The sequence below is a fragment of the Frankia torreyi genome, from assembly GCF_000948395.1.
Lineage (GTDB): Bacteria > Actinomycetota > Actinomycetes > Frankiales > Frankiaceae > Frankia > Frankia torreyi.
On sequence record NZ_JYFN01000023.1, the window covers coordinates 82,705 to 107,928 of the forward strand.

Sequence of the window (25,224 nt, forward strand, 5' to 3'; positions counted from 1 at the left end):
GCGGGTGCCGACGACGTCGGCGAACACGGTGTTGTCCGCGGCCACGATGAGGTCGCAGCACCAGGCCAGCATCAGCCCGGCGGACAGCACGTTGCCGTGCACCTGGGCGATGGTGATCTTGCGCAGGTTCCGCCAGCGCTTCGTGTTCTCGTAGTAGTAGTGCCACTCCTGGCGGGTGCGGTTCTCCGCGCCGCCGTAGGAGGCACCGTTGCACAGGAAGGTCGGGTGCAGATCGGGGCCGTCCGGGTCGCGCTCGGCGAGGCTCTCCGGGGTGCCGAGGTCGTGGCCCGCGGAGAACGACGCGCCGGCACCGCGCAGGATCACCACGCGCACGCCGTCGTCGGCCTCCGCCCGCGCGAACGCCTCCCCGAGCTCGACGAGCAGGCCCCGGTTCTGGGCGTTGCGCGCCTTCGGCCGGTTGAGGGTGATCCGGGCGATCCGGCCGTCGGCGAGCGTGTCGTAGTCGATGTAGCGGTAGGTCATGCACGCACCTCTCGCGGCGCCTCTCGCGGCGCGGCCGCCAGCCGGGCACGCAGCGCCTTCTTGTCGATCTTTCCGGTCGGCAGGACGGGCAGCTCGTCGACGATCACCGCGTACCGCGGCGACTTGTAGCGGGCGATCCGGGTGGCCACGTGCTCGCGCAGTTCGCCCGAGATGAGCTCGGCGCCTGCGCCACTCTCGGCACCGGGCGCGAGGACGACGACGGCGCACACGGCCTCGCCCCACCGCTCGTCGGGCACGCCGACCACGGCGCACTGCACGACGGCGGGATGGGTGAGCACGGCGTCCTCGACCTCCAGGGAGTAGATGTTCTCCCCGCCGCTGATGATGACGTCCTTCTTGCGGTCGACGAGGTGCAGCAGGCCCTCTTCGTCGAAGACGCCGACGTCGCCGGTGTGGCACCAGCCGTCGGCCAGGGTCACGCCGGTGGTCGCCGAGTCGTTCCAGTAGCCGCGGAACATCGCCGGGGAGGCCACGACGATCTCGCCGGGCACGCCGGGCGGGCACTCGACGCCGTCGTCGTCGAGGATGCGGATCTCGGTGTCCGGGTAGGGGAAGCCGACGGAGGTGAGCCGGCGGTCCCGGTCCGGCCCCGAGCCGCGGTGCAGCTCGCGGGGCAGCCCGGAGGTGATCACCTCGGTCTGGCCGTACAGGTTGAGGAAGCCGGTGTCCGGCATGGCGGCGAGCGCCGCAGCCAGCGTCGGCGCCGTGATGGGCGCGGCCGAGTAGACGATGGAGCGCACCCCGCGCAGCGCCCCCACCGGCGCCGGGTCGGCCACCCCTGGCCCCGCCCCGGCCTCGGTCAGCACCGCCTGCAGCATGCTCGGCGCCAGGTGCAGCACGGTGATGCCGTCGGCCGGCACCGTGGCCAGCAGCGCCGCCGGCTCGAACTGCCGGTGCAGCACCGCGGTCCCGCCGCGAGCGTGCAGGCCGAAGGCCATCGCCATCGCGCCGATGTGGAACAGCGGCATCACCAGCAGGATCCGGTCGTCGCTGCCGGTGCGCATCTCGACGTTCATCGTCTGGCCGACGCGGAACATCTCCCGCTGGCCCATGATGCAGCCCTTCGGCCGGCCGGTGGTGCCGCTGGTGTAGATCAGGCAGGCGATGTCGTCGGGCCGGGCGGCGAACGGCAGCGCGTCGTCGAGCGCGGCGTCGCGGAACTCCGCCAGCCCCACGACCTCGCCGCCCGCGCTGCCCGCGGCCGGGTCGTCGAGGCGGACGACCAGCTCGAGGCCGAGCTCCGCGCGCAGCGCCGCCACGATCGGCAGGAACTCGGCGTCGACGAAGATCGCCCGAGGCTTCGCGTCGGTGAGGATCCGGGCGATCTCGGGCGCCGCGAGGCGGAAGTTGACGGTTGCGATGACGAGGCCGCTGAGCTGCCCGGCGGCCAGCACCTCGCCGAAGGCGATGCTGTTGCGACCGAGCAGGGCCACCCGGTCCTGGCGGCGCAGGCCGGCCCGGGCGAGGGCCGCCGCGATGGCCGTCGCGCGACGCAGCAGCTCACGATGGGTGACGCTGCGCCCCTCGTACAGGTAGGCGGGAACGTCGCCGAACCGCTCCGCATTGCGGTGCAGGATGTCGGCGAGGCAGGGATCCGGGATGTGTTTCGTCGGCACGGGCTACTCCGTCGAAGCTCCGAGCGTTAATGTTTGACGATGATGTCAAACAACGACACTCCGGGCAAGCGCCCCCCGCGGCCGATCGACCCCCGGACCAGCGCGGTCGTCCTGGTGGAGTGCCAGAACGGGGTGCTCGGCCCGGACTCCATGCTGCCGGCGCTCGCGGCCGACTCGGCCGACATCCGCGACGGCCTGCGCCGGCTGGTGACCGCCGCGCGGTCCGCCGGTGCGCTCGTCGTGCACGCCACGTTCGAGGGCTGGCTGGGTTCCACCGACCCCGGGACCGCGCCGCTGTGGCGGACCGCCGCCCAGAGCAGCAAGGACTGGGGCCCCGGCCACCCGGCCACCCAGGTCGTGCCCGACCTGCTCGACCCCACCGACCTGATCATCCCGCGCCACCACGGCCTGTCGCCGACCTGGGGCACCGAGCTGCTGCCGGTCCTGCGCGGGCACCGGGTGGACACGGTCGTCATCGCCGGCGTCTCGCTGAACGTCGCGATCCCGCTCGGGGTGGGGGAGGCCGTCCACGAGGGCTTCCGCGTCATCGTCCCGCGCGACGCGGCCGCGTCGACCCCGGCCGAGTACGGCGAGCAGATTCTGGCGAACACCATCGCCATGCTCGCCCGCGTCACCACGGTCGACGACATCGCCGCCTCCTGGGCCGCCGCCACCGCCGCCGTCTGAGCTGCCGGGCTGTCTGAGCTGCCGGGCCGGGCTGACGCCGCGGGGCAGCCCGAGCCGGGTTCGGGACAAGTGTTGGCGGAAGTGTCAACTTTGGCTAGGGTCAGGCGGAGCCCGATGGCCGCGGTGCCGGGCCCGTGACGGTCCGCCGAGCGTCACCGCGTAGCCCTACCGAACGTGACCGCACCGCCGGACCGGCCGTGGTCCCCGCGGCCGATCCGGCTCCCCTTCCCGGAGGCGCCCCATGACCACCAGCACCGAGTCGACGGCGAGCGGCGCCCCGGCGCCGTCGCCGGCCGGCGACCCGGCCCAGTCGGCCCGCCCGGCCCACCACGCCCACGCCGTGCTCCACTGCAACCTCAACACCGTCGACGTCGACCGCTCCGCCGCCTTCCACCTGGCGCTGTTCGCCGGCGAGCCGCGGATGCGTTCGATCAGCACCGACGGCGACACCGCCACCATGGGCCTGGGCACCGGCACCGCCAGCGTCACCACGTTCCTCTACGACCTGCGCGGCCCGCGCTCGGCCCCCGCCGTCGAGCTGGTCGGCTGGACCAGGCCGCACACCACGCCCGCCACCGCCGACCAGCGGCCCACCGGGTTCTCGGCGCTGGGCTACCGCGTCGAGTCCCTGCGCATCATCACCGCGCGCCTGGAGGCCACCGGCGTCGAATTCACGCCGGTGCCCGAGGGCCTGGCGGTCCGCGGCGCCGTGCGCCCGGCGCTGCGGCTGACCGATCCCGACGGTGCCGTCATCGAGGTCGTCGAGATCCCCGCCGCCCCCGGCGACCCGCGCCGGCTGCCGCTGCTGTCCCACGAGCGGATGCGCTGCACCGACCTCGAGCGCACCATCGCCTGGTACACCGGGATCGGCTGGACGGTGCGCGACCGCGGCGAGAGCCCCGCGGGACCCACCGCGTCGCTGGTGCTGCCCGAGGACCCCACGTTCTCCCTGGAGTTCATCCAGCAGCCCGCGCCCGCCGGCGCCACGGCGACGCCGCCGGCCAACGTCCAGGGCCTGTACCGGATCGCGCTCGCGGTGGAGGACGTCCGCGAGGCGCACGCCTCGCTCGTCGCCGACGGCGCGCTCGGCGACGTCGACGACCCGGTGGTCATGCCGATGCCGGACACGCCGACCGGCGGCTTCACGGTGCTGTTCCTGCACGACCCGGACGGTGCCGTCGTCGAGTTCGTCGACCGCCCCCGCTCGGCGGTGCGCCGCCCCACCGAACCTGCCTGACCCCGGCGGCGGGCAGCCGGCCGGACGGGGGCCGGCTCAGCCGGGGTGGATCGTGGCGACGAGCAGGGCCGCGGCCTCGGCGATGATGTCGGCCTCGTCCATCCGGATTTCGGTGGCCCGGATCTTGTACCAGCAGCGGTCGAGCATCGCGAGCACGACCAGGCCGACCGCCTCCGGCGAGCCGGCGGGATCGCGCTGGCGGGCGTGCAGCAACTCGCCGAGCTTGCGGGCGACGCGGATCTGCGTGCGGTGGGAGTCGTTGCGGAAGGCCGCGTCCGTCGGCGCGGACAGCATCGCGGCCAGCGCGAAGGCCCCGTGCTGATCGAGATGGGTGAAGTAGAGCCGGATCCACTCCTCGACGGCGGCGGCCGGCCAGTCGTCGGGCACCGCGGTGAGCCGGGCGACGACGGCGAGGCTGGACTGGTATCCGGCCCGCCCGAGCTCGGCGAAGATCTCCCGCTTGTCCCGGAAGTAGGTGTAGAACCCGGCGCGCGAGATGCCGCACGCCTCGGTGATGTCGGCGACGCTGGTGCCCGCGTAACCGTGGCGCAGGAACAGCCCGCGGGCGGTGTCGACGATGACCTGACGGGTGCGCGCGGCGCGCGGTCCGAGGTCCGCCGCCGCGGCGGGGACGCGCTGTCGGGGGGTGTCGGACGGTTGCATGGCATTCATCTCGGCGCGTCGACCCTGCCGCCGTGGCCGGCGGCCGCACGGGGCGACCGCCGGCCACGGCGGCGGTGATCAGATCGCGACGACCGGTTCGAGCTCGGCGCCGGCGAGCAGCTCGGTGCCGAGCTGCTCGGCCAGGGTGCGGTGGTCGCCGAGCAGCAGGTCGAGCGCGGCGGTCCGGGCGACGAAGCGGTGCAGCTCGCTCTCCAGCGACAGCCCCATCGCGCCGCAGACCTGCACGGCATGGCGCATGACCTCGGCCTGGGCGAGCCCGGCCCGCAGCTTGACCAGCCGCGCCGCCCAGGCGCCGCCGTCGGCCTGCCCCGCGCTGCCCCAGGCCACCGTCAGCTCGGAGCGCAGCGACTCGACCGCCACGTGCGCCTCGGCGAGCCGGTGGCGCACGGCCTGGAAGGTCGCGATGGACCGGCCGTACTGGACCCGGGCCGAGGTGTGCGCGACCGCGATCGCGAGCGCCGCCTCGCAGCCACCGATGATCTCGGCGGCGAGCGCCCGGCGCCCGGCGGCCACCGCGCGGGTCCACGCGTCGCCGGCCGGGGTGGCGGGGCCCGCCGGTCCCGCCGGCGCCGCGGAGACGGTGAGCCAGCCCGCGGCGGTGTCGAAGCCGCGCACCGGCTGTGCGGCCGCCGCGACCAGGTCGGCCGGCAGGATCCGCAGCGTGGCGCCGGCGGTGTCGCCCGCGTCGGCCGGGTCGAGGGCGGTCGGGACGACGACCTCGGCGATGCCGTCGAGGCCGCCGAGCAGCAGCCCGGTCAGCGGCCCGCGCGGGTCGGCCGGGTGGTCGGAGTGCAGCGGGTAGAGCAGCGCCCGCGGGCCGGTCGCGGCGGGCAGACCGCCGGCGAGCTCGGCGAGCAGGACGTCGTCGAGGACGCGGGAGTGGGCCAGCGCCCGCCCGTGCTCGGTGAACAGCAGGGTGGTGGCGCGGGCCGGGTCGTCGGCGAGCACGTCGGCCCAGCCGAGCTCCGCCAGCGCCGCGGTGAGGTCGCCGCCCTCGGCGAGCACCTCGCGCAGGGAACCCGCCAGCAGCTCGGCGGTGGCGTCGTCGAGTCCCGGAGTGGTCACTTCGCCTCCTTCGGCAGGCCGAGGACGTGATCGGCGATGATCGTGCGCTGGACCTCGGCGGAGCCGCCGAGGATCGTCGCCGAGCGGGAGAACCACCACTCGTTGCGCCAGGCCCTGACCTCGTCCGTGGCCCCGAGGACGAACTCGGTGCCCAGCAGGTCGCGGGCGAGGTCGAACAGGGAGATCTCGACGGTGGCGAGCAGCACCTTGTCGACGCTGGCCTCGGGGCCGACCGTGTCGCCCGCGGCGAGCCGGCGCACGGTGCCGGCGCTGCGGGCGCGCAGCGCGATGATCTGCTCGTAGACGGAGCCCAGGCGCGCGGCCGAGCCGTCGGGCAGCCGGGCGCCGGCGGCGAGCCGGGTGGCGACCTGCCCGCGCAGGTCACGCAGCCGGCGCAGCGCGTCGGCGGCGCTGAGCCAGGCGTACATCGCCCGCTCCCACTGCAGCAGGTACATCGCGACGGCCCAGCCCTTGCCCTCGTCGCCCACGAGGTTGGACGCCGGGACCACGGCGTCGTCGAAGAACACCTCGGCGAGCTCGTTCTCGCCGCTGGCCAACGCGATCGGCCGGATGGTGACGCCCGGCGTGTCCGCGTCGAGCATGATCATGGACAGGCCGCGGTGGCGGGATTCCGGGGTGCCGGTGCGCACCAGGCACACCAGCCGGCTCGAGGTCGCGCCGTGGCTGGTCCACAGCTTCGACCCGGACAGGATGTAGGTGTCGCCCTCGCGCCGCGCGCGGCAGCGCAGCGACGCCAGGTCGCTGCCGGCCTCCGGCTCGGAGAAACCCTGCCCCCACCACTCCTCGCCGCGCAGGTAGGCCGGCAGGTAGGCGGCGGCGAGCTCGGGGGCGAAGTGCACCACCGGCGGCCCGAGGGTCTCCAGCATCAGGTGCGGCGCGGGGATCGGCAGCCCGGCGGCGGCGAGGCCGTCGTAGAGGACGGCGCGGTGGCGCTCGTCCCCGCCGAGCCCGCCGGCCGACTCCGGCCAGCCGTAGCGGTTCCAGCCGGCGCGGAACAGCACACCCATGAGCAGGCCGTGGTCGGCGATGCGCTCCTCGGTGTTCGGGTAGTGCCGCCCGCGCCACCGGTCCAGCGCCGGCTCGCTCGCCAGCCACGCGCGCAACCCGCGGGCGTAGGCGTCGAGGTCGTCGCGCAGGACCGCAGGATCGGTCACCGCCGCCTCGGCGGCCGTCGTGGTGGTGGCCGCCGTGGTGGTCATGAGGGGCGTCCCGCCGCGGCCGCGCGGGCCTTGGAACGCTCGAGGAAGCTGCGCACGAGCGCCTGGTGCTCGGGGGTGTCGAAGGAGGCGAACTCCTCGCCGAGGGCGTACTCCAGCACGCCGGCCACGGCCCGCTTGATGTGCATGTTCAGCGCCCGCTTGGTGCTCTGCACGGCCTGCGGCGGCTGGGCGGCGAGCTTGTCGGCGACCTTCAGCGCCTCGTCGAGCAGCTCCGCGTCGGGCACCACCCGGTTGGCCAGGCCCAGCGAGACGGCCTGGTGGGCGGGGATGCGCTCGGAGGTCAGCAGGTACTCCTTGGCGCGCAGCATGCCCATGAGCAGCGGCCAGGTCGGCGCGCCGCCGTCGGCCGCGGTCAGCCCGACGCCCACGTGCGGGTCGGAGATGAACGCGCTCTCGGCGAGCAGCACGATGTCGCTGCACACCGCGAGGTTGCAGCCGAGGCCCACCGCGGCGCCGTTGACCGCGGCCACCACCGGCAGCGGGAAGTCGACCATCTCGTTGAGCAGCCGGCGGGCGCCGTCGATCTCGGCGCGGCGCAGCTCACGGTCCTCCCACAGCTCGACGAAGTGCTGGAAGTCGCCGCCGGCGCTGAACGCCCGGCCCGCTCCGGTCAGCACGACCGCGCGCGCGCCCGGGTCCTCCGCCAGGTGCCGCCACACCCTGACCAGGGCGTGGTGCAGCGCCTCGTTCGTCGCGTTGAGCGCCTCCGGCCGGTTCAGGGTGACGAGGCGGACTGGACCCCTCTCCTCGATGAGCAGCTCCGGCGCGAACGGGTTGTCCATCAGTTCTCCTGTCGGTCCTGCTGTGCGCCTGCGATACGTCTGAAAGGTCTGTAGGTCCGCGGTGGGCCCGCGGCTTGCCGTGCCGCCCGCCGCGCGGAGCCGGGCCGCGGCGGACGCGTCCGCGGCCGGCTGCCGCCGCGTCGTCGGGTGGGCTACCAGGCCCGGCGCCCAGCCGTCGGGTGGTGGGCGTCCGGGAAGCCTCCGGCCGGCCTTCGTCCGCCGGGGGTGAATCTCCCGTCAACTGCCCGCTACCCTGCCTGGGAACGCCACCGGTGGTGCGCCACCCCGGCCATGAGACCGTTGTTTGACGGAAATGTCAAGTTCTCCTAGGGTGCTCCTGGTGGCGGCGTCAGCCGCCCCCGAGGTCCACTGTGGGACCTGCGGACGGCGGCATCGAGGGCGCCGTCCGACGAGCGCGCGGCCCGGCCGGTGCCGTCGACCGCGACGGCGCCGGGGGCCGTGGGAGGAGGCGGCGTGACGGATACGAGTTCCCCGGCACCAGCGAGTTCCCCGGCGTACGTGCGGCCCGAGCGGCGGCTGCTGCCGCAGCCGACCGCCGAGTCGGCGGCGTTCTGGACCGGCGGGCGCGACGGTCGGCTGCTGATCAGCCACTGTCGGGGCTGCGGACATTTCTTCCACCCCCCGGGCCCGGTGTGCTGGCGCTGCCGCAGCACCGACGTCGGCCCGGAGCCGGTCTCCGGCCGGGCGACGGTGGCCGCCTACACGATCAACCGCCAGCCGTGGATCCCCGGCTACCCGCCGCCGTACGTGGTGGCGATGGTGGAGCTCGCCGACGAGCCGGACGTCCGCCTCATCACCAACATCGTCGACGTCCCGCTCGACGAGGTGCGCGTGGGCCTGGAGGTAGAGGTGTTCTTCGAACAGTGGCCGGCCGAGCCCGGTCCGGATGACTCGCCGGTGTGGCTGCCGCTGTTCCGGCCGGCCGCGGCGACGGTCGGGGGTGCGCGATGAGCGGCGGGCCGTTCGACGGCAAGGCGGTCATCACCGGGGCCGGCAAGTCCCAGGTCGGCCGGCGCCTCGGCCGCACCGGGCTGGACCTGACCATCGAGGCGGTGACCCGGGCGATCGCCGACGCGGGCCTGTCGGTCGACGACATCGACGGCATCGCCAGCTACCCGGGGCCCGGCGTGCCGGACCTGGGCTTCTCCGGGGCCACCATCACCGAGGTCCGCAACGCCCTCGGCCTGCGCAGCCGCTGGTACCTGTCCTCGACGGAGACCGCCGGGCAGATCGGCCCGGCGATCGAGGCGTGCATGGCCGTCACCCTGGGGCTGGCCAACCACGTCGTCGTCTACCGCTCGGTGTGGGAGTCGACCGCGCAGGCCGGCGCCGGCCGGGCGTCGGTGCTGTTCGGCGGTGGGGCGGTGTCGGGGCACCTGGAGTACACGGGGCCCTTCGGCGCGCTGTCCGCGGCGAACTGGCTGTCCATGCCCGCGCAGCGCTACATGCACGACTTCGGCCTCACCCGCGAGCAGCTCGCCGCGATCCCGCTCAACGCCCGCGCCAACGCCGGGCTCAACCCGGACGCGATCTACCGCGACCCGCTCACCCTCGACGACTACCTCAACGCCCGGATGATCTCCGAGCCGCTGTGCCTGTTCGACTGCGACGTGCCCTGCGACGGGGCGACCGCGGTCATCATCTCCCGGCGCGACGCCGCGGCCGGGCTGCCGCACCACCCGCTGACGGTGGAGTCGGTCGGCACCGGGATGTTCGAGCGGGCCACCTGGGACCAGCGCGTCGACGTCACCACCATGGCGGCGCACGACGTGGCCGCCACCCTGTGGGAGCACACCACCCTGCGTGCCTCCGACGTCGATCTCGCCCAGCTCTACGACGGGTTCAGCTTCCTGACCGTGATGTGGCTGGAGGCGCTGGGCTTCGCCGAGCACGGCAAGGTCGGGCCGTTCATCGAGGGCGGGGAGCGCATCGCCCTGAACGGGCCGCTGCCGCTGAACACCTCCGGCGGGCAGCTCTCCGGCGGCCGGCTGCACGGCATGGGCTTCCTGCACGAGGCGTGCGTGCAGCTCTGGGGTGAAGGCGGCGAGCGGCAGGCGCCGAACAGCCCCGAGGTCGCCGTGGTGGGCGTCGGCGGCGGCCCCGTCGGCGGCGCGATGCTGCTCAGCACCCGCTGATCAACACCCGCTGATCCACCCGGGGACGACGCCACCGCCACGACGCAGAGGGAGAACGCCCAGATGGAGATCTACCGCAGCGCGGCCGACCTGGAGGCCGCGCTCGGCAGCGAGATCGGCCCCACCGACTGGCTCACCGTGGAGCAGTCGCGGATCGACCTGTTCGCGGACGCCACCGAGGACCACCAGTGGATCCACGTCGATCCCGTACGGGCCGCCGGCGGCCCGTACGGGGCGACGATCGCCCACGGCTTCCTCACCGCCTCGCTGGTGCCGTACTTCATGAACAAGCTGCGGACCATCGAGGGCATCCGGATGGGCATCAACTACGGCCTGGACCGGGTGCGCTTCCCGTCGCCGGTGCGGGCGGGCGCGCGCATCCGCGCCCGCGCGACCCTCATCGACCTGCGCAAGCTCGACGACGGAGCCGTCCAGGTCACCAACCGGGTGACGATCGACGTCGACGGCTCCGCCAAGCCCGGCTGCGTCGTCGAACTGCTGGCCCGGTACTACTTCGCCGACGCCGCCGGTTCCTGAGCCCCCGGTTCGTGAGGCGCCGGTCCGTGGGTCGCCGGTCCGTGGGTCGCCGGTCCGTGGGTCGGCGCGGCCCACTCGCGTAGGACCTCGCCGGTGTGCTGGCCCGCCTTGGGCAGCACACCGGCCTGCGGGGCGCCGCCCGTGGCCGGGTCGTGGGCGGTGCGTGGGGAGGGCGCTGGCACGGTGACCGTCGCGCCCTCCGGGGTGCGCAGCGTGCGCAGGGCCTGCCGGTGGCGCAGGTGCGGGTCCGTCACCACGTCGTGGGCGGTGTTGACCGGCGCTCCGGGCAGTCGCGCGGCGGCGAGGCGTTCCACCGCCTCGGCGCGGTCGAGCCCGCCCGCCCACGTCCGCACCGCCTCGCCGAGCTCCCCGCCGGCGGTCCCGGCCGGCGCGCCGACGACGGCGGCGAGGTCGCGTAGCTGGCGGGGGGTGGACACGCTCACCGCCAGCCAGCCCCCGTCCGCGCAGGCGAACACGTCGCGCAGGGCCGAGCCCGCGAGCCCGCCGCCGAGGCGCCCGGGCGGTGCGGCGCCGGCCGCGACCCCCGCCGCCGCCGACACCAGCGTCGGGCCGACGACGTGCAGCATCGCCTCCACCGGGTTGACGTCGACGACCCGGCCGGGCCCGCCGTTGACCCGCACGTCGTGGCAGGCCGCGGCGACCCCGAAGGCGCCCGCGTAGGCCATCACCGCGTCGCCGAGCGGGACCGAGGGCAGCATCGGCGGGCCGTCCGCGTCGCCGGTCATGTGGGTCAGGCCCGCGAACGCCTCGCCCATCGTCCCGTTGCCCGGCCGTCCCGCGGCGGGGCCGTCGGCGCCGTAACCGCTCACGTGCGCCACGACGAGGCCCGGGTTGACGGCGAGCATCGTGTCGGGATCCAGTCCGCGGGTGGCCAGCCGCGCCGCCGGCTCGTTGACGACGACGACGTGGGCGGCGGCGACCAGGCCCCGCAGCGCCGCCCGCTCGCCCGCGTCGGCCAGGTCGAGGACGACCGACCGCTTGCCCCGTGCGACCAGCGGCCAGAACCCGGTGGCCCGGTAGGCGTCCCCGCCGGGCGGCTCCAGCTTGACCACGTCCGCGCCCTGATCGGCCAGGAGACTCGCGAGCAGAGGCGCGGCATACAGGGACGCGGCGTCGAGCACCCGCAGCCCGGCGAGCGGACCGCCCACGTTCGCATCATCGCGTCGGACCATCCGGTGTCTCCTTCTCCGCCCCGTCGGTGACCGTCGCGGGCAGCCTGCCCCCTGTTGACAGAGGATTCAACTATTTGATGTGGTTGCCCTGGTCAAGGAGAGCACCCGTCCGGCACTGCCGTCACCCACGGACTCCCGCCGCGCCGCCGGAGGCGCGACGGTCTGCTCGCCGGACGCCGCAATCCCCAGGAGGCGCGTCATGACGTCCGTGTCGAGCGAGCAGCCCGCGGCGGGCGGTCTGGCCGCGACCGAGGCGGTGGACCTCGCGCGGGCCGCGGAGCGGTGGCCGTGGCTGCTGACGGCCCCCACGGTCGACGGGTTAGTGGCCCGCCGCGCGCAGGCGACCCCCGACGCACCGATGCTGATCGACGAGCATGACGCGCGGCTGACCTTCGCCGAGTTCGACGCGAAGGTCGACCGGGTCGCGGCGGCGCTGGCGGGCGAGGGCGTCACGGCCGGCACCCGGGTGGCCTGGCAGCTCCCGACGAGGATCAGCACCCTGCTGGTGATGATCGCGCTGCGCCGGCTCGGTGCCGTGCAGGCGCCGGTCATCCCGATCTACCGCGAGCGGGAGGTGGGCGCCGCGCTCGCCGCCGTCGACGCGGAGGTCTTCCTGGTACCGGGGACGTGGCGGGGCACCGACTACACGGCGATCGCCCGGGCGGTCGCCGCCGCCGGCGGGCCCNCGCCCCGGCTGCTGGAGATCGGCCACGACGCACCGGAGGCCGACCCACCCGGCGCGGGCGCGCGTCCGGACCATCGTCCGGACCATCGTCCGGACGAGGTGCGGTGGATCTACTTCACCTCCGGGTCCACCGGCATCCCCAAGGGCGCGCGCCACAGCGACGGCACGCTGCTCGCCACCGCGGTGTCCTTCGCCGGCCTGAGCGGTCTCGGCCGGGCGGCGGGGGAGGTCGGCGCGGTCGGCTACCCGGTCGCCCACGTCGGCGGTATCCAGTACCTCATCGCCGCGCTCGCCGCCGGCTTCCCGATCCTGCTGCTCGAGGCGTTCATCCCCGACCAGGCCGTGGAGCTCTTCCGCCGGCACGGTGTCACCGCCACCGGCGGCAGCACGCCGTTCTACACCGCGCTGCTCGACCTCGCCGCCGCCCGCCCGGGCGAGCGGCTGATCCCGACGCTGCGCTCCCTCAAGGGCGGCGGCGCCCCCTGCCCGCCGCATCTGGTCGGCGAGGTGGACCGCGTGCTCGGCGCGGTGCTCGCGCACGACTACGGGATGACGGAGGTGCCGATGGTGGCGGTGGCCGCCATCGCCGACCCGCCCGACGTGCTGGCCGCCACCGACGGCCGACCGGTGCCGGTCAACCGGCTGCGCTTCGTCGACGAGGGCGGCGCGGCCCTCGCGCCGGGCGCCGTCGGCGAGGTGCAGGTCTCCGGTCACGGTGTGTGCCACGGCTACACCGACCCGGAGGCGACCCGGGCGGCGTTCACCGCCGACGGCTGGTTTCGTACCGGCGACCTCGGCCGGCTGGTCCCCTCCGGCCACATCGAGATCGTCGGCCGGCTGAAGGACCTCATCATCCGCAAGGGCGAGAACATCGCCCCCCAGGAGATCGAGGCGCTGCTCGGTCGCCACCCCGACGTGGCCGAGGTCGCCGTGATCGGCCTGCCCGACCCCGATCGCGGCGAGCGTGTCTGCGCCGTCGTCGTCGCCCGGCCCGGACGGCCGGTGCCGTCGCTGGCGCAGCTGTCGGCCTGGCTGCGCGAGGCCGGGCTGATGCGCCAGAAGCTGCCCGAGCAGCTCGAACTGATCGACATCATGCCGCGCACCGGGCTCGGCAAGGTCGCCAAGGCCCAGTTGCGCGCCCGCTACGAGCCGCGCGAGCCCTGACCGGCACAGGGCGGTAGGGCCGGCGTCAGGCGGTCAGGACCGCCATGATGAACCCGGCGATGGTGGCGACGACGTCGGTGTCGTCGACCGGCAGGTGCTGACCGTGGCAGTGGTACCAGGCGCGGTCCATCATCGACTGGACCGCCAGGCCCAGCGCCTCGGGGGCGTCGGTCGGCGTGCGCTGGCGGCCCCGCAGGTGGACCCCGAGCAGCCAGACCACGCGCAGTTCCATCTTGGTGCGCGCGCTGCCGACGGCCTGGTCGCCGGGACCGGACTGGGCGGACAGGATGAACGCGCCGTGGCGGTCCATGAACGCGAAGTACTGCCACACCCACGTTGCGACGTCCGCGTGGGTGCACGGGCGCGGCATGGCCTCCCACAGGGCTATGACCTGCAGGATCTCGTGGTAGGTGGCCTCGCCCAGGGTGTCGAAGATCTCCCGCTTGTCGCGGAAGTACGTGTAGAAGCCGGCGCGGGAGATGCCGCAGGCGTCGGTGATGTTGTTGACCCGGGTGCCCGCGTAGCCGCGCTCCAGGAACAACCGGCGGGACGCGTCGAGGATGAGCCCGCGGGTGCGAGCCGCGCGGCGGCCCATGGTTCTGGGGGCCGCGTCGACCGCATCAGCCGTCTTGGCCGAGTCAATCGCGTCAACCGCATCGACGGCAGGGGGGTCGTCCATGATTCTCTCCAGTGTAGGAGGGCACGCCGCAGCCGGGTCTGACGGACCTGTCGAAGCCGGCGCCCGCCGACGGCTGAAGCGACCTGGCGGCGTCCCACATGTCCGTGTCAGCTACGTTCCGACAAAGTTGACAGTTTCGTCAAGTCGGCTTACTGTTGCCTCGCGCAGCAGTACCCGAGACAGCACCGAGGTGGCGAAAGCCCGGTCGCCCACGGTCGACGGCACGTGACGCCGACGGCGAGTTCCCCCGGGCAGCGAGGAGCAGCAGCCGTGACGCAGTTCACCGACGCGCCGATCTTCGACGCCGACCAGCACATGTACGAGACCCCGGACGCGCTCACCCGGCACCTGCCGGAGCGCTACCGGCGCGCGGTGCAGTTCGTGCAGGTCGGCCGGGCGACCAGGATCGCGATCAAGGGAAAGATCACCGACTACATCCCGAACCCGACGTTCGACCGGGTGGCGGCGCCCGGTGCCTGGGAGAAGTTCTTCTCCGGCCAGAACCGCGAGGGCCAGTCGCTGCGGGAGATGACCGGACGGGCCATCGAGTCCCGCCCGTCGTTCCGCGAGCCCGCCCCGCGCCTGGTGGAGATGGACGCCCAGGGTGTCGAGGAGGCGCTGGTCTACCCGACGCTGGCGAACCTGGTCGAGCACTCCGCCGCCGAGGACCCCGAGCTCGTCGTCGCGATGATCCACGCGCTCAACCGCTGGATGCTCGACACCTGGGGCTACACCCACGCCGACCGGCTGTTCATGACGCCGGTCATCAGCTGCGCCCTGGTCGACGACGCCCGCCGCGAGCTCGACTACGTCCTGGAGAACGGGGCGAAGGTCGTCCTGATCAAGCCGGCGCCGGTCAAGGGCCTGCGGGGCTGGCGCTCCCCGGCGCTGCCGGAGTTCGACCCGTTCTGGGCGGACGTCGAGCGCGCCGGCATTCCGGTGGTGCTGCACTCCAGCCAGCCGCCGTTGGACGACTACATCAACCGGTGGGAGCCGCCGGACTCCAACGACTTCACCGAGATGAGTGCCTTCCGCTGGGTGACGCTCGGTCACCGCGAGATCGCCGACATGCTCACCAGCCTGATCTGCCACGGCACGTTCACCCGGTTCCCGAAGCTGCGCGTCGCCAGCATCGAGAACGGCAGCGCCTGGATCCACCCGCTGTTCGACGACCTGGAGTCCGCCTACGGCAAGATGCCGCAGGCGTTCCCCGAGCACCCGCTGGAGGTGTTCCGCCGCAACGTGTGGGTCAGCCCGTTCTGGGAGGGCTCCGTGGCCGACGTGATCTCCACGGTCGGCTGGGACCGGGTGCTGTTCGGCTCCGACTTCCCGCACCCGGAGGGCCTCGCCGAGCCGCGCGGCTACTACGCCTACGCCGAGGGCATGGACGAGAAGCGCACCCGCGACTTCATGGGTGACAACGCGCGGCGGCTGCTCGGCCTGCCGGTGCGCGACCCCGCCGGTGACCGGACCCCGGTCGCGGTCTGACGCCGTGGAGCTCAACTACCAGTTCCCGACCCGTGCGGTGAAGCACTGGGAGCGGTGGATCGGCGAGCGTGACCTCGCCGACGTGGCGGTCGCCGCCGAGGAGAGCGGATTCGACATCGTCTCCACGACGGACCATCCCTTCCCGTCCAGCGCGTGGATCGACGGCGGCGGCCACCACTCCTTCGACCCGTTCGTGTCGCTGGCGTTCATGGCGGCGGTGACCCGGCGCGTGCGCCTGCTGACGTTCATCCTCGTCGCCGGCTACCGCAACCCCTACCTGACCGCGAAGTCCACGGCCAGCCTCGACCTGCTCTCCGGCGGTCGGCTGATCGTGGGCATGGGCGCCGGGTACCAGAAGCCCGAGTTCGACGTGCTCGGCGCGCAGTTCGACGGCCGCGGCGGCCGGTTCGACGCGGCCATCGCCGCGATGCACGCCGCCTGGACGGGTGAGGTCGTCGAGCGCGACGACCCGTACTTCCCGGCGTCGGGCCACGTCATGCTGCCCCGGCCGGCGCAGCGCCCCGGCCCGCCGATCTGGATCGGTGGCAACAGCAAGGCGGCGATGCGCCGGGTCGCCGAGGTCGCCGACGGCTGGCTGCCCTTCGAGCAGCCCGCGCAGATGGCGGAGATCACCACCACCCCGAGCCTGGCCGCCGACGAGATCGGCGAGCGGATCGCCACCCTGCGCGAGCTGCGCGTGGCGGCGGGCCGCCCGTCCACCTTCGACGTCTGTTTCACCCCGCAGGTCAGCCGGGATCCGGCGCGCGCCGCCGAGTCGCTCGCGGCCGCCGCCCCCGGGTACGCGGCCGCGGGCGTCACGCACCTGTCGGTCGAGTCGCACGCCCGCAGCATCGACGACTGCCTGGCCGAGATCGAGCTGTTCGGCAAGGCCCTCGCGCCCCCGCCCCCCCACGCTCCAGAACGAGGAGAGAGTTCATGACCACCCTGGCAGCCCCCGGCGACGCGGCCGTGCTCCCGTCGCTGGGCTACCCGCTCTACGACGCCGACCAGCACTACTACGAGACGGCCGACGCGCTCACCCGCCACCTGGCGCCCGAGTACAAGCGGCTGATCAAGATTCTGCAGACGCCCGACGGCCGGACCCGGATGGTGATCAACAACAAGCTCTACACCACCAACCCGGACCCGACGTTCCCGACCGTCGCCGCCCCCGGCGTGTTCGAGCAGTACTTCCGCAGCAACAACACCGAGGGCCGGGAGTTGGCGGCGTTCGTCGGCAGGCTGCAGGAGAGCCAGCCCGAGTACACCGACCGCGACGCGCGCATCGCCAAGCTCGACGAGCAGGGCGTCGCCGCGACGATCATGCTGCCGACGGTCGGGGTCGCCGTCGAGGGGCTGCTCACCGACAAGCCCGATGCGCTGCACGCCATCATCGAGGCGTTCAACCGGTGGATCGAGGACGAGTGGGGCTACTCGTACCAGGACCGCATCATCTCGACGCCGGTGCTGTCGCTGGCCGACCCCGACCTGGCCGTCAAGGAGCTGGAGCGGGTGCGCGACGCCGGCGCGCGGATCGTCGTGCTGGTGCCGGGCCCGGTCCGCGCCGGCGCGATCACCCGCTCCCCGGGCAACCCGGTCTTCGACCGGTTCTGGGCGACCGCGGCCGAGGCCGGCATCGTCGTGTCGTACCACACCGGTGAGGCCGGCTACGAGTGGGTCGCCGAGAAGTGGGGCGAGGGCGCCTTCGAGGGCCTGCGCACCACGCCGCTGCCCGAGATCATGCAGCTCCACGTCGAGCGGCCCATCCAGGACACCATCGCGGCGCTGGTCGGCCACGGCGTGTTCGAGCGGCACCCGGCGCTGAAGGTCGCCACCATCGAGGCCGGCTCCACCTGGGTGCTCGACCTCGTCCGCCGGATCCGCAACGCCTACGGCAAGATCCCGCAGAAGTTCGCCGTCGACCCGGTGGAGAGCTTCCGCGAGCACGTCTGGGTCGCGCCGTTCTACGAGGACGACCTGCTCGCGCTCAAGGACGCCCTCGGCATCGGGCACATCATCTTCGGTTCGGACTGGCCGCACCCGGAGGGCCTGCCGACCCCGGCCGCCTTCGCCCGCGACGCCGCCGTGCTCTCCGACGAGGACCGCAAGCTGATCCTGTCGGACAACCTCAAGTCCCTGCTGCAGCTCTAGCAGCTCCCTCCGGCACGGCGGCAGTCCTGCGGGCCTCGGGGCTGACCGCCGCGTCCGGGTAGAACTGCGCGGACCAGCTTCGCAGCGCGCGGAACCCGCGGGCCTCCTCGGTCGCCAGCGCCGGCGCGTCGAGGAAGGTCTGGTTGGCCCAGATGACGATGTCGTCAGGTAGCGCCAGCTTGGCGTCGGCCAGGCGCCGCTCGTAGGTCCCGTCGGCGAGGTCGCCGGCGAGCTCGTCGATCCAGTAGGTCGCGAAGATCTCCGTGCGGCCGTCCTCGACCGGCGTGGTGTTGATCGAGATGACCCGGACGCCCTCGCCCATGTGCTCGACGTTGACGCTGACGCCGGGGCCGGACCAGAGGATCTCGATCGTGTTCGCGGTGTCGGTGCGTACCCGACCCTCGGCGTCGCGGGCGTGCTGCGCCCAGCCGCGGCCGAAGCCGACCCGCGACCACCACTGCGCTCCCTCCACCCGCTCCTCGAGCACCACCGGGCTGGCCGCGGTGTGGTGGACGAACCGGAAGTGGTGCGGGTCGACGACGTTCTCCAGCACCATCTGCGGGTGGGCGCGCAGGTCGCGGAAGTGCTGGCGGCCCTCGACGCCGGCCGGGTGGAAACGCCGGCTCGCCGCGTGCGGGGCGTCGCCGAGCGCGTCGGGGACGTCCCACAGCGGTTCCCGGCCGGCCGCGTCGTGCCAGACGTAGATCGTCTCGTTGCGTTCGACCGTCGTCCAGGTCCCCAGCTTCGGGCCGCGGTTGGGCCGGTCCTGGTAGGGGATCGACACGTTGCGTCCCTCGGGGCTCCACACCCAGCCGTGGAACGGGCAGCGGATGCCCTCGTCGACGACGCAGCCGCCGTGGGCCAGGCTCGCGCCGAGATGCCGGCAGTACCGGTCGTGGACGCGGACCACGCCGTCGCGGCCCCGGTAGGCGACGAGGTCCCGGCCGAAGTACCGCAGCGGGACGACCTGCTCCGGGCCGATGTCGACCGACCACGCCACCTGGAACCACCCGGTCAGCGCCAGGTCCAAACCATGCAGTTTCATCGCCGCGACCTCCGCGTTCTCCCGGCCTGCGGGATCTCTCAGAATGAGTGCACCCTACGGGGAACGGCATTCCCAGACAAGCCGGCGGATGTCGAGCGGCACGCCGGGGCCCGTCCGCGCCGGCCCGGCGGCCAGCGCACCGGTTTACTTCTGACGAAATCGTCAACTACGATGTGCGGGCTGGATCGCACCCCCCGGGCCGCGGTGCGAAGCATCCCGCCGACATCGGTGCGGGCGCCGTCCCGCGGCGGCTGCGCACCCGGAGGAACCATCATGATCGTCGTCCGCGACGAGGTCGGCTGATGGCCGATCCCCACGACAAGCTGCGCCGAGAGGTCCGCGCGTTCGTCGCCGCGGCCGGCATCGTGCCGCGCAACGACAGCTGGTTGCGTGGCTACGACCCCGACTTCACCCGCGCGCTGGGCCGCCACGGCTGGATCGGCATGACCTGGCCGACCGAGTACGGCGGCGGCGGGCGGTCGAACACCGAGCGGTTCGTCGTCACCGAGGAGCTGCTGCGCGCCGGCGCGCCGGTCACCGCGCACTGGACGGCCGACCGTCAGATCGGCCCGACGATCCTGCGGGTCGGCACCGAGGGCCAGCGCGCCGAGATCCTGCCGAAGATCTGCCGCGGCGAGGTCGTCGTCGGCCTGGGCCTGTCCGAGACCGAGGCCGGCTCGGACCTCGCGGCCGTGCGCACCCGGGCGACGGCCATCGACGGCGGCTGGTCGATCACCGGGGCGAAGGTGTGGACGACCTCCGCGCACCACGCCACCCACCTGTACATCCTCGCCCGCACCGGCGAGGGGGCGTCCAAGCACGAGGGCCTGACCGAGTTCCTCGTCGACGCCGACACCCCCGGCATCACCGTACGGCCCATCCTCGACCTCGTCGGCGAGCACCACTTCAACGAGGTGATCCTCGACGACGTGCACGTGCCCGACGACCGCGTCCTCGGCACGGTCGGCGCCGGCTGGAAGCAGGTCACCGAGCAGCTCGCCTTCGAGCGCGGCGGGGTGGAGCGCTACCTGAGCACCTATCCCGTGCTCGCCGCGATGATCCGCACGGTCGCGCGCCATCCCGACCGGGCCGCGACCGAGCGCCTCGGCGAGCTGGCCGCGCGCCTGACCGCGCTGCGCCAGCTCGGCCTGCAGCTCGCCGGCGCCCTCGACCAGGGCGAGGCGCCGGTGCGCCTGGCGGCGGGGCTCAAGCTCGCCGGCACCCGGTTCGAGAAGGACGTCGTGGAGACCGCCCGGTACGTCCTCGACGTCTGCGAGGGCGACGCCGAGGCCCACCGGCTGCTCGTCGACGGCCTGGCCGTCGTGCCCGGCGCGTCGATCCGCGGCGGCTCGTCGGAGGTCCTGTACACCGTCATCAGCCGGGCGGAGCTGCCACGATGATCTTCGATGCCGATCTGCGCCCCGTCGTCGACGACGTGCTCGGGGCGAACACCGACACCGCCCCCGGCGAGCTGTGGGCGCTGCTGACCGAGCTCGGCTGGCCGGTCGTCGGCGTGGCCGAGGACGACGGCGGCGCCGGCGGGGATCTCGCCGCGGTCGCCGAGCTCGCCGCGGGTGTCGGCCGCCACGCCGCCGCCGTCCCGCTGATCGAGACCGGCCTGGCCGCCTGGGCGCTGGCCGCCGCCGGGCTGCCCATCACCGCGACCGCCGAGCGCGCCGCGCTGGCGCTGGCCCCCACCGGCACCGTCGAGGCCCGCCGCGACCCGGCTGCCGGCGACGAGGCGGGCGACTGGGTCCTCGACGGCACCGTCCCGCGGGTGCGCTGGCTGCCCGAGGTGCCCACGGTCGTCCTCGTCGTCGAGCAGGCCGACGCCACCGTCGTCGCCGTCCTCGACGCCACAGCCGCCGCCACAGCCGCCGCCGCAGCCGCCACAGCCGAACGCGACCTGGCCGACGAGCCGTCGGGGACGCTACGCCTCGACGGGGTGCGGCTGCCCGCCGACCGCGTCGCCGTGGCCCCCGCGGGGCTCGCTGGGGACGTGCTCGACCGCGTCGCGGTGCTGCGCGCCGCGGCGATCTCCGGCGCCGTCGAGCGGGCCTGCGCGCTGACGAAGGACCACGTCACCACCCGCCAGCAGTTCGGCCGGCCGCTGTCGGCGCTGCCCGCGGTGCGCCAGCTCGTCGCCGGCCTCGCCGTCGAGCGCGACCTGCTCGACGCGGCGCTCACCGTCGCGGTGACCCGTCCCGGTCGCGGCACGGCGGCGGCGGTGCGCGCGGTGGCCGCCCGGACCGCCGGGACGGTGGCCACCGACACCCACCAGCTGCACGGCGCGATCGGCATCACCCAGGAGTACCCGCTGCACCTGGTGACCCGCCGGCTGTGGTCGTGGCGCGACGACGAGGGCACGCAGCGGCGCTGGGAGCGGCTGCTCGGTGACGAGGTGGTCCGCACCGGTTCGGACGAACCGCTGTGGGCGCTGGTCACCGGCGCGTCTGTCTGACGGCTCGACCGCTCGACCCGCGCACAGGCTCGACGCGCACAGGCTCGAAGGCTCGAAGGAGAGTGGGAATGGCACAGCAGGTACCCCTGGCCGAGGATCTTTTCACCTGGCCGGCGGAGGAACCCGCCCTGATCGGCGGTCGATCGTCGGACGGCAAGATCGTCTTCCCGTACCGCAGCCACAAGCTGGTCGGGGGCGTCAACGAGGAGCTGGAGCGGGTGGAGCTGCCGCGCCGCGGCACGCTGTGGACGTTCACCGGCCAGCGGTTCCGCCCGCCGTCCCCGCCGTACGCCGGCGATGACACGCCGAAGACGTTCGAGCCGTTCGCGGTCGGCTACATCGAGCTGCCCGGCGCGCTGCGGGTCGAGGCCCGGCTCACCGAGGCCGACCCCGACAAGCTGCACATCGGCCAGGAGATGGAACTGCGCATCGTCCCGTTCGGCACCGACGCCGACGGCAACCAGACCTTGATCTACGCGTTCGCCCCGGTCGGGGCCGAGGAGGGACACGGCGATGGCTCCGAGTGACGTTGCGATCATCGGCACGGGCCTGCACCCGTTCGGGCGCTACCCCGGCAAGTCGGCGCTGGAGATGGGCGAGGACGCCGTCATCGAGGCCCTCGCCGACGCCGGTGTCGAGTGGTCGGCCATCCAGGCGCTGTACGCGGGCAGCATGGAGGTCAAGAACCCCGAGGCGATCGTCGGGCTGCTGGGCCTGACCGGTGTGCCGGGCCGGGCGGTGTTCACCGGCTGCGCGACAGGCGCGACGTCGCTGGCGATGGCGGCGAACGCCATCCGCCTCGGCGACGCCGACATCGCGATCGCCATCGGTCTGGACAAGCACCCCCGCGGCGCGTTCTCCGACCACCCGTCGGTCTCCGGCCTGCCCGGCTGGTACGGCGAGGCCGGCCTGTTCCTCACCACGCACTTCTTCGGCATGAAGATCAACCGCTACATGCACGACTTCGGCATCACCCCGATCACGCTGGCCCGGGCGGCGGCGAAGGCGTTCCGTAACGGCGCGGCGAACCCGCGGGCGTGGCGGCGCACCCCGATGACCGAGGAGCAGATCCTCGAGTCGCAGTACCTGAACTACCCGCTGACCCAGTACATGTACTGCTCGCCGGACGAGGGCGCCGCCGCGGTCGTGCTCGCCCGCGCGGACCTGGCGTCGAAGTACACCGACAAGCCGATCTACCTGCGCGCCAGCACCCTGTTCTCCCGCCGCGAGGGCGCCTTCGAGCTGCTCAGCCCGTCGCTGCCGCTGGAGACGGCGCCGAGCCCCACCGTCTTCGCCGCGCAGGCCGCCTACGAGCAGGCCGGCATCGGTCCCGAGGACGTCGACGTCGCCCAGCTCCAGGACACCGACGCCGGCTCGGAGATCATCCACCTGGCCGAGAACGGTTTCTGCAAGGACGGCGAGCAGGAGACGCTGCTGGCCGAGGGCGCCACCGAGATCGGCGGGAAGCTGCCGGTCAACACCGACGGCGGCCTGCTCGCCAACGGGGAGCCGGTCGGCGCCTCCGGGTTGCGTCAGATCCACGAGCTGGTCACCCAGCTTCGCGGCCGCGCCGGAGACCGCCAGGTCGCCGGCACCCCGCGGGTCGGCTACGCCCACCTCTACGGCGCCCCCGGCACCGCCGCCGTCACCATCCTGTCCACCTGAGCTGGACCCGATTGCGAGGGTGATGGCGTGAGCGTCGGTGCTGGCGTGAGGACGTGGGCGTGAGGGTCGAGAGCGGGAAGCTGGCGGAGCTCGTCGAGCCGGGCAGCCGGGTGGCGCTGGCCGACGGGATCGGCGCGCCGCGCGCGGTGTCCGGCGAGCTCGCCGCCGCGGCCGCCGCGGCGGGCGGGGTGCGGCTGCTGCTCGGCTGGCTGCCCGTCGCCGACCGCGAGCTCGACCTCGCCGCCTTCGCCGACGTCCGCGCGGTGATGTCCGGCTGGGGGCTGCGCCGCCCGGTGGACGACGGTCGGGTGCGGGCGTTGCCGGTGCGGCTGTCGGCGGTGCCGGCGCTGCTGCACGGCCCGCTGCGCCCGGATCTGCTGGTCGCCACGGTCGTGCCGGCCCCCGGCGGCGGGTACGCCTTCGGCACCGAGGTGGCGTGGATGCGCGCCGCGATCGCCGCCGGCGCCCGCGTCGCCGGCGTCGTCGCCCACGCCACCCCGCACTGCGACGCGGGCCCGGCGCTGCCCGCCGACCGGCTCGTCCTGGTGGGGGAGACCGACNCCCCGCCGATCGCGCTGGAGTTCAGCGCCCCCGGCGACGAGCACCGGGCGATCGCCGAGCGGATCGCCGCTCTCGTCCCCGCCGGTGCCCGGCTGCAGGTCGGCCCGGGGGCGCTCGGCGTCGCCGTGCTGGAGGCCCTGCGCACCCCCGTGCACATGGACTCGGGCCTGCTGCCCGAGGGCGTCGTCGACCTCGACCGCCGTGGCCTGCTCGCCGGCACCCCCGTGACGACGTACCTGGCCGGTGGCCCCGGCCTGCTGGCCTGGGCGGCGGGCCGCCCGCTGCTGCATCCCATCGAGCACACCCACGACCTGGGCCGGCTGTCCACCGGCCTGCCGTTCGTCGCGGTGAACACCGCGATCGAGCTCGACGAGCAGGCCCAGGTCAACGTGGAGGGCTTCCCCGGTGCGACCGTCGGCGGCGTCGGCGGCCACGCCGACTACGCCGCCGCCGGCGCCCGCTCGCCCGGCGGCCTGTCCGTCATCGCGATGCCGGCGACCCACCGCGGCCGCCCCACCCTCGTCGAGCGTCTGTCGGCCCCCGTGAGCACCCCCGGCCACGACGTCGACGTCGTCGTCACCGAGCACGGCACCGCCGACCTGCGCGGCCTCGACCGCCGCGAACGCGCCGCCGCCCTCCACCACCTCTGGGACCGCCCGGCGACCTCCTGATCTCCCCGATCATCATCCCGGCTCCAGTCCCGGCGCCGGCTCCGCGGAATCTGAATGACTGTGTCACGTGGTCGTGGGGGCGGCTGTCGGTCGGGTCGGGTGCTCCGCGCCAGGTGCGGGGGAGAGCGCCTACCCGGGTTCTTCTCGGGATGCGGTGTCCGGTTTGTCGCTGGAGTAGGACCCGGGTGGCCTCGTTCCCATGCGCGCCCCTCGCGCCGGCCCATCGACCCCGACCCGGATCGGCAGAGACAACCGAGGCGTCACAGCCGCAGACCGGGATGAGCGGCCCGCCCCGGCAACAGGCGAGGACAGCGCGCAGCGCCGGCCGCAGCGGAACCGGCGCAGTCATACGCCCGCCCTGCGGCGCGGGCGATGACCGTGACGCGGTTCCGCGGAACACCAAGATCGTCTTGGGGGTGCCGGCTTGGTCGCCGGCTGGGTCGCCGGCTTGGCTTCCAGGCGCCGCTTCCGGACGCTGCTGCCGGGTCTGCTGCCGGCTAGGAGCCCAGGTTCCGCGTCGCGGCCGAGGGTGCGGGCCGGTCCCGGCGGTGTGTAACCATTGCCCACCGGTTGATCTTGGTTGGGTTTTTGTCGGTGGGGGGTGGGATGCTGTTCGAGTCCTGTTCGAACGACACCCCTGGCCCGGTGATCATGATGGCTGTTCCTGTGTCCCCTGTTTCCGCTGATCCCTTCGTCTCGTCGGTGCTGGTGGGGGTGGATGTGGAGTCGGCGTCGTTGGGGGAGGTGGAGGAGGTGATCTGCCGGTGGGCGGGGCGGATCGCGGCGGCGACGTGTGCCTGGCTGCTGGCGGTGGCGGCGTTCGATCGGCGGGAGGGCTGGTCGGGGATGGGGATGGTCTCGTGCGCGCACTGGCTGTCGTGGCGGTGCGGGATCGGCCTGCGGACCGCGCGGGAGCATGTGGCGACCGGGCATGCGTTGGAGCGTCTGCCCG

General features: G+C 73.9%; 21 protein-coding genes and 5 pseudogenes. 17 read left to right on the plus strand and 9 right to left on the minus strand.

Annotated features, from left to right (window positions below; translation table 11 throughout):
* Positions 1–483: pseudogene (locus FF36_RS38110) on the minus strand (enoyl-CoA hydratase-related protein); the annotation flags it as partial.
* On the minus strand, positions 480–2,120 hold the full coding sequence (locus FF36_RS15655; RefSeq protein ID WP_052681149.1) for an AMP-binding protein: 1,641 nt from the start codon (positions 2,118–2,120) through the stop codon (positions 480–482). The pseudogene FF36_RS38110 and the gene FF36_RS15655, both read right to left, overlap by 4 nt.
* Positions 2,121–2,159: 39 nt before the next feature.
* Between FF36_RS15655 and FF36_RS15660 the strand changes: the two genes are divergently transcribed.
* Positions 2,160–2,807, plus strand: coding sequence for a cysteine hydrolase family protein (locus FF36_RS15660; protein ID WP_044885801.1), 648 nt, complete (start codon positions 2,160–2,162; stop codon positions 2,805–2,807).
* Positions 2,808–3,048: 241 nt separating this feature from the next.
* Positions 3,049–4,044: a VOC family protein gene (locus tag FF36_RS15665; protein ID WP_044885802.1), complete on the plus strand. Its 996-nt coding sequence runs from the start codon at positions 3,049–3,051 to the stop codon at positions 4,042–4,044.
* A gap of 36 nt (positions 4,045–4,080) precedes the next feature.
* Here the strand turns inward: FF36_RS15665 and FF36_RS15670 are convergent, their stop codons facing one another.
* From FF36_RS15670 to FF36_RS15685, 4 genes are all read right to left on the minus strand, one after another.
* Positions 4,081–4,707: a TetR/AcrR family transcriptional regulator gene (locus FF36_RS15670; RefSeq protein WP_236705797.1), complete on the minus strand. Its 627-nt coding sequence runs from the start codon at positions 4,705–4,707 to the stop codon at positions 4,081–4,083.
* A 78-nt stretch (positions 4,708–4,785) separates the two neighbouring features.
* Positions 4,786–5,793 carry an acyl-CoA dehydrogenase family protein gene (locus FF36_RS15675; protein ID WP_044885804.1) on the minus strand — a complete coding sequence of 336 codons (1,008 nt, stop codon included), beginning with the start codon at positions 5,791–5,793 and terminating at the stop codon, positions 4,786–4,788.
* Positions 5,790–7,013, minus strand: a complete 1,224-nt coding sequence (locus FF36_RS15680; protein WP_082121950.1) for an acyl-CoA dehydrogenase family protein — start codon at positions 7,011–7,013, stop codon at positions 5,790–5,792. The genes FF36_RS15675 and FF36_RS15680 overlap by 4 nt, the downstream gene beginning before the upstream one ends.
* Positions 7,010–7,816, minus strand: coding sequence for an enoyl-CoA hydratase/isomerase family protein (locus tag FF36_RS15685; RefSeq protein WP_044885805.1), 807 nt, complete (start codon positions 7,814–7,816; stop codon positions 7,010–7,012). Before FF36_RS15685 ends, FF36_RS15680 begins: the two co-directional genes overlap by 4 nt.
* A gap of 474 nt (positions 7,817–8,290) precedes the next feature.
* Here FF36_RS15685 and FF36_RS15690 point away from each other — a divergent pair, with 474 nt between their 5' ends.
* The 3 genes from FF36_RS15690 (at position 8,291) to FF36_RS15700 (ending at position 10,509) form a co-directional block, all read left to right on the plus strand.
* Complete coding sequence (locus FF36_RS15690) at positions 8,291–8,788, plus strand: Zn-ribbon domain-containing OB-fold protein (RefSeq protein WP_044885842.1); 498 nt, start codon at positions 8,291–8,293, stop codon at positions 8,786–8,788.
* Positions 8,785–9,972: a thiolase family protein gene (locus FF36_RS15695; protein ID WP_044885843.1), complete on the plus strand. Its 1,188-nt coding sequence runs from the start codon at positions 8,785–8,787 to the stop codon at positions 9,970–9,972. Before FF36_RS15690 ends, FF36_RS15695 begins: the two co-directional genes overlap by 4 nt.
* Before the next feature lie 63 nt (positions 9,973–10,035).
* Positions 10,036–10,509, plus strand: coding sequence for a MaoC family dehydratase (locus FF36_RS15700; protein ID WP_044885806.1), 474 nt, complete (start codon positions 10,036–10,038; stop codon positions 10,507–10,509).
* Here the strand turns inward: FF36_RS15700 and FF36_RS15705 are convergent.
* The gene (locus tag FF36_RS15705; RefSeq protein ID WP_044885807.1) at positions 10,482–11,702 is read right to left on the minus strand and encodes a CoA transferase; all 1,221 of its coding nucleotides are present in this window, start codon (positions 11,700–11,702) and stop codon (positions 10,482–10,484) included. The two genes, FF36_RS15700 and FF36_RS15705, sit on opposite strands and share 28 nt — an antisense overlap.
* A 199-nt stretch (positions 11,703–11,901) precedes the next feature.
* Between FF36_RS15705 and FF36_RS38115 the strand changes: the two genes are divergently transcribed.
* Positions 11,902–12,387 (plus strand): AMP-binding protein (locus FF36_RS38115; RefSeq protein ID WP_242422535.1); only part of this gene is annotated, 486 nt, incomplete at its 3' end.
* Position 12,388: 1 nt separating this feature from the next.
* Positions 12,389–13,551, plus strand: a pseudogene (locus tag FF36_RS15710) (class I adenylate-forming enzyme family protein); the annotation flags it as partial.
* Positions 13,552–14,038: 487 nt separating this feature from the next.
* Here FF36_RS15710 and FF36_RS40860 read toward each other — a convergent pair.
* Positions 14,039–14,230: pseudogene (locus tag FF36_RS40860) on the minus strand (TetR/AcrR family transcriptional regulator); the annotation flags it as partial.
* 270 nt (positions 14,231–14,500) lie between these two features.
* Between FF36_RS40860 and FF36_RS15720 the strand changes: the two are divergent.
* From FF36_RS15720 to FF36_RS15730, 3 genes are read left to right on the plus strand one after another with little or no spacing between them, the layout of a single operon-like run.
* Positions 14,501–15,718, plus strand: a complete 1,218-nt coding sequence (locus tag FF36_RS15720; protein WP_044885809.1) for an amidohydrolase family protein — start codon at positions 14,501–14,503, stop codon at positions 15,716–15,718.
* Between the two features lie 4 nt (positions 15,719–15,722).
* On the plus strand, positions 15,723–16,658 hold the full coding sequence (locus tag FF36_RS15725; RefSeq protein WP_044885845.1) for an LLM class F420-dependent oxidoreductase: 936 nt from the start codon (positions 15,723–15,725) through the stop codon (positions 16,656–16,658).
* Positions 16,655–17,869: an amidohydrolase family protein gene (locus tag FF36_RS15730; protein WP_044885810.1), complete on the plus strand. Its 1,215-nt coding sequence runs from the start codon at positions 16,655–16,657 to the stop codon at positions 17,867–17,869. Before FF36_RS15725 ends, FF36_RS15730 begins: the two co-directional genes overlap by 4 nt.
* On the opposite strand, the gene FF36_RS15735 is transcribed toward FF36_RS15730, so the two are convergent.
* Complete coding sequence (locus FF36_RS15735; protein WP_044885811.1) at positions 17,847–18,914, minus strand: Rieske 2Fe-2S domain-containing protein; 1,068 nt, start codon at positions 18,912–18,914, stop codon at positions 17,847–17,849. The two genes, FF36_RS15730 and FF36_RS15735, sit on opposite strands and share 23 nt — an antisense overlap.
* 302 nt (positions 18,915–19,216) lie before the next feature.
* Between FF36_RS15735 and FF36_RS15740 the strand changes: the two genes are divergently transcribed.
* The 7 genes and pseudogenes from FF36_RS15740 to FF36_RS15765 all read left to right on the plus strand — a co-directional run.
* Entirely contained in the window at positions 19,217–20,314 is a 1,098-nt protein-coding gene (locus tag FF36_RS15740; RefSeq protein ID WP_044885812.1) for an acyl-CoA dehydrogenase family protein, read from the plus strand.
* Complete coding sequence (locus tag FF36_RS15745) at positions 20,311–21,375, plus strand: acyl-CoA dehydrogenase family protein (protein WP_044885813.1); 1,065 nt, start codon at positions 20,311–20,313, stop codon at positions 21,373–21,375. Before FF36_RS15740 ends, FF36_RS15745 begins: the two co-directional genes overlap by 4 nt.
* A 68-nt stretch (positions 21,376–21,443) precedes the next feature.
* Entirely contained in the window at positions 21,444–21,902 is a 459-nt protein-coding gene (locus FF36_RS15750; protein WP_044885814.1) for a Zn-ribbon domain-containing OB-fold protein, read from the plus strand.
* Positions 21,889–23,040, plus strand: coding sequence for a thiolase family protein (locus FF36_RS15755; protein WP_044885815.1), 1,152 nt, complete (start codon positions 21,889–21,891; stop codon positions 23,038–23,040). Before FF36_RS15750 ends, FF36_RS15755 begins: the two co-directional genes overlap by 14 nt.
* 59 nt (positions 23,041–23,099) lie before the next feature.
* A pseudogene (locus tag FF36_RS38120) lies at positions 23,100–23,600 on the plus strand (acetyl-CoA hydrolase/transferase C-terminal domain-containing protein); the annotation flags it as partial.
* A gap of 156 nt (positions 23,601–23,756) precedes the next feature.
* The gene (locus FF36_RS38125) at positions 23,757–24,272 is read left to right on the plus strand and encodes an acetyl-CoA hydrolase/transferase C-terminal domain-containing protein (protein WP_242422541.1); all 516 of its coding nucleotides are present in this window, start codon (positions 23,757–23,759) and stop codon (positions 24,270–24,272) included.
* A 654-nt stretch (positions 24,273–24,926) separates the two neighbouring features.
* A pseudogene (locus FF36_RS15765) lies at positions 24,927–25,224 on the plus strand (HNH endonuclease); the annotation flags it as partial.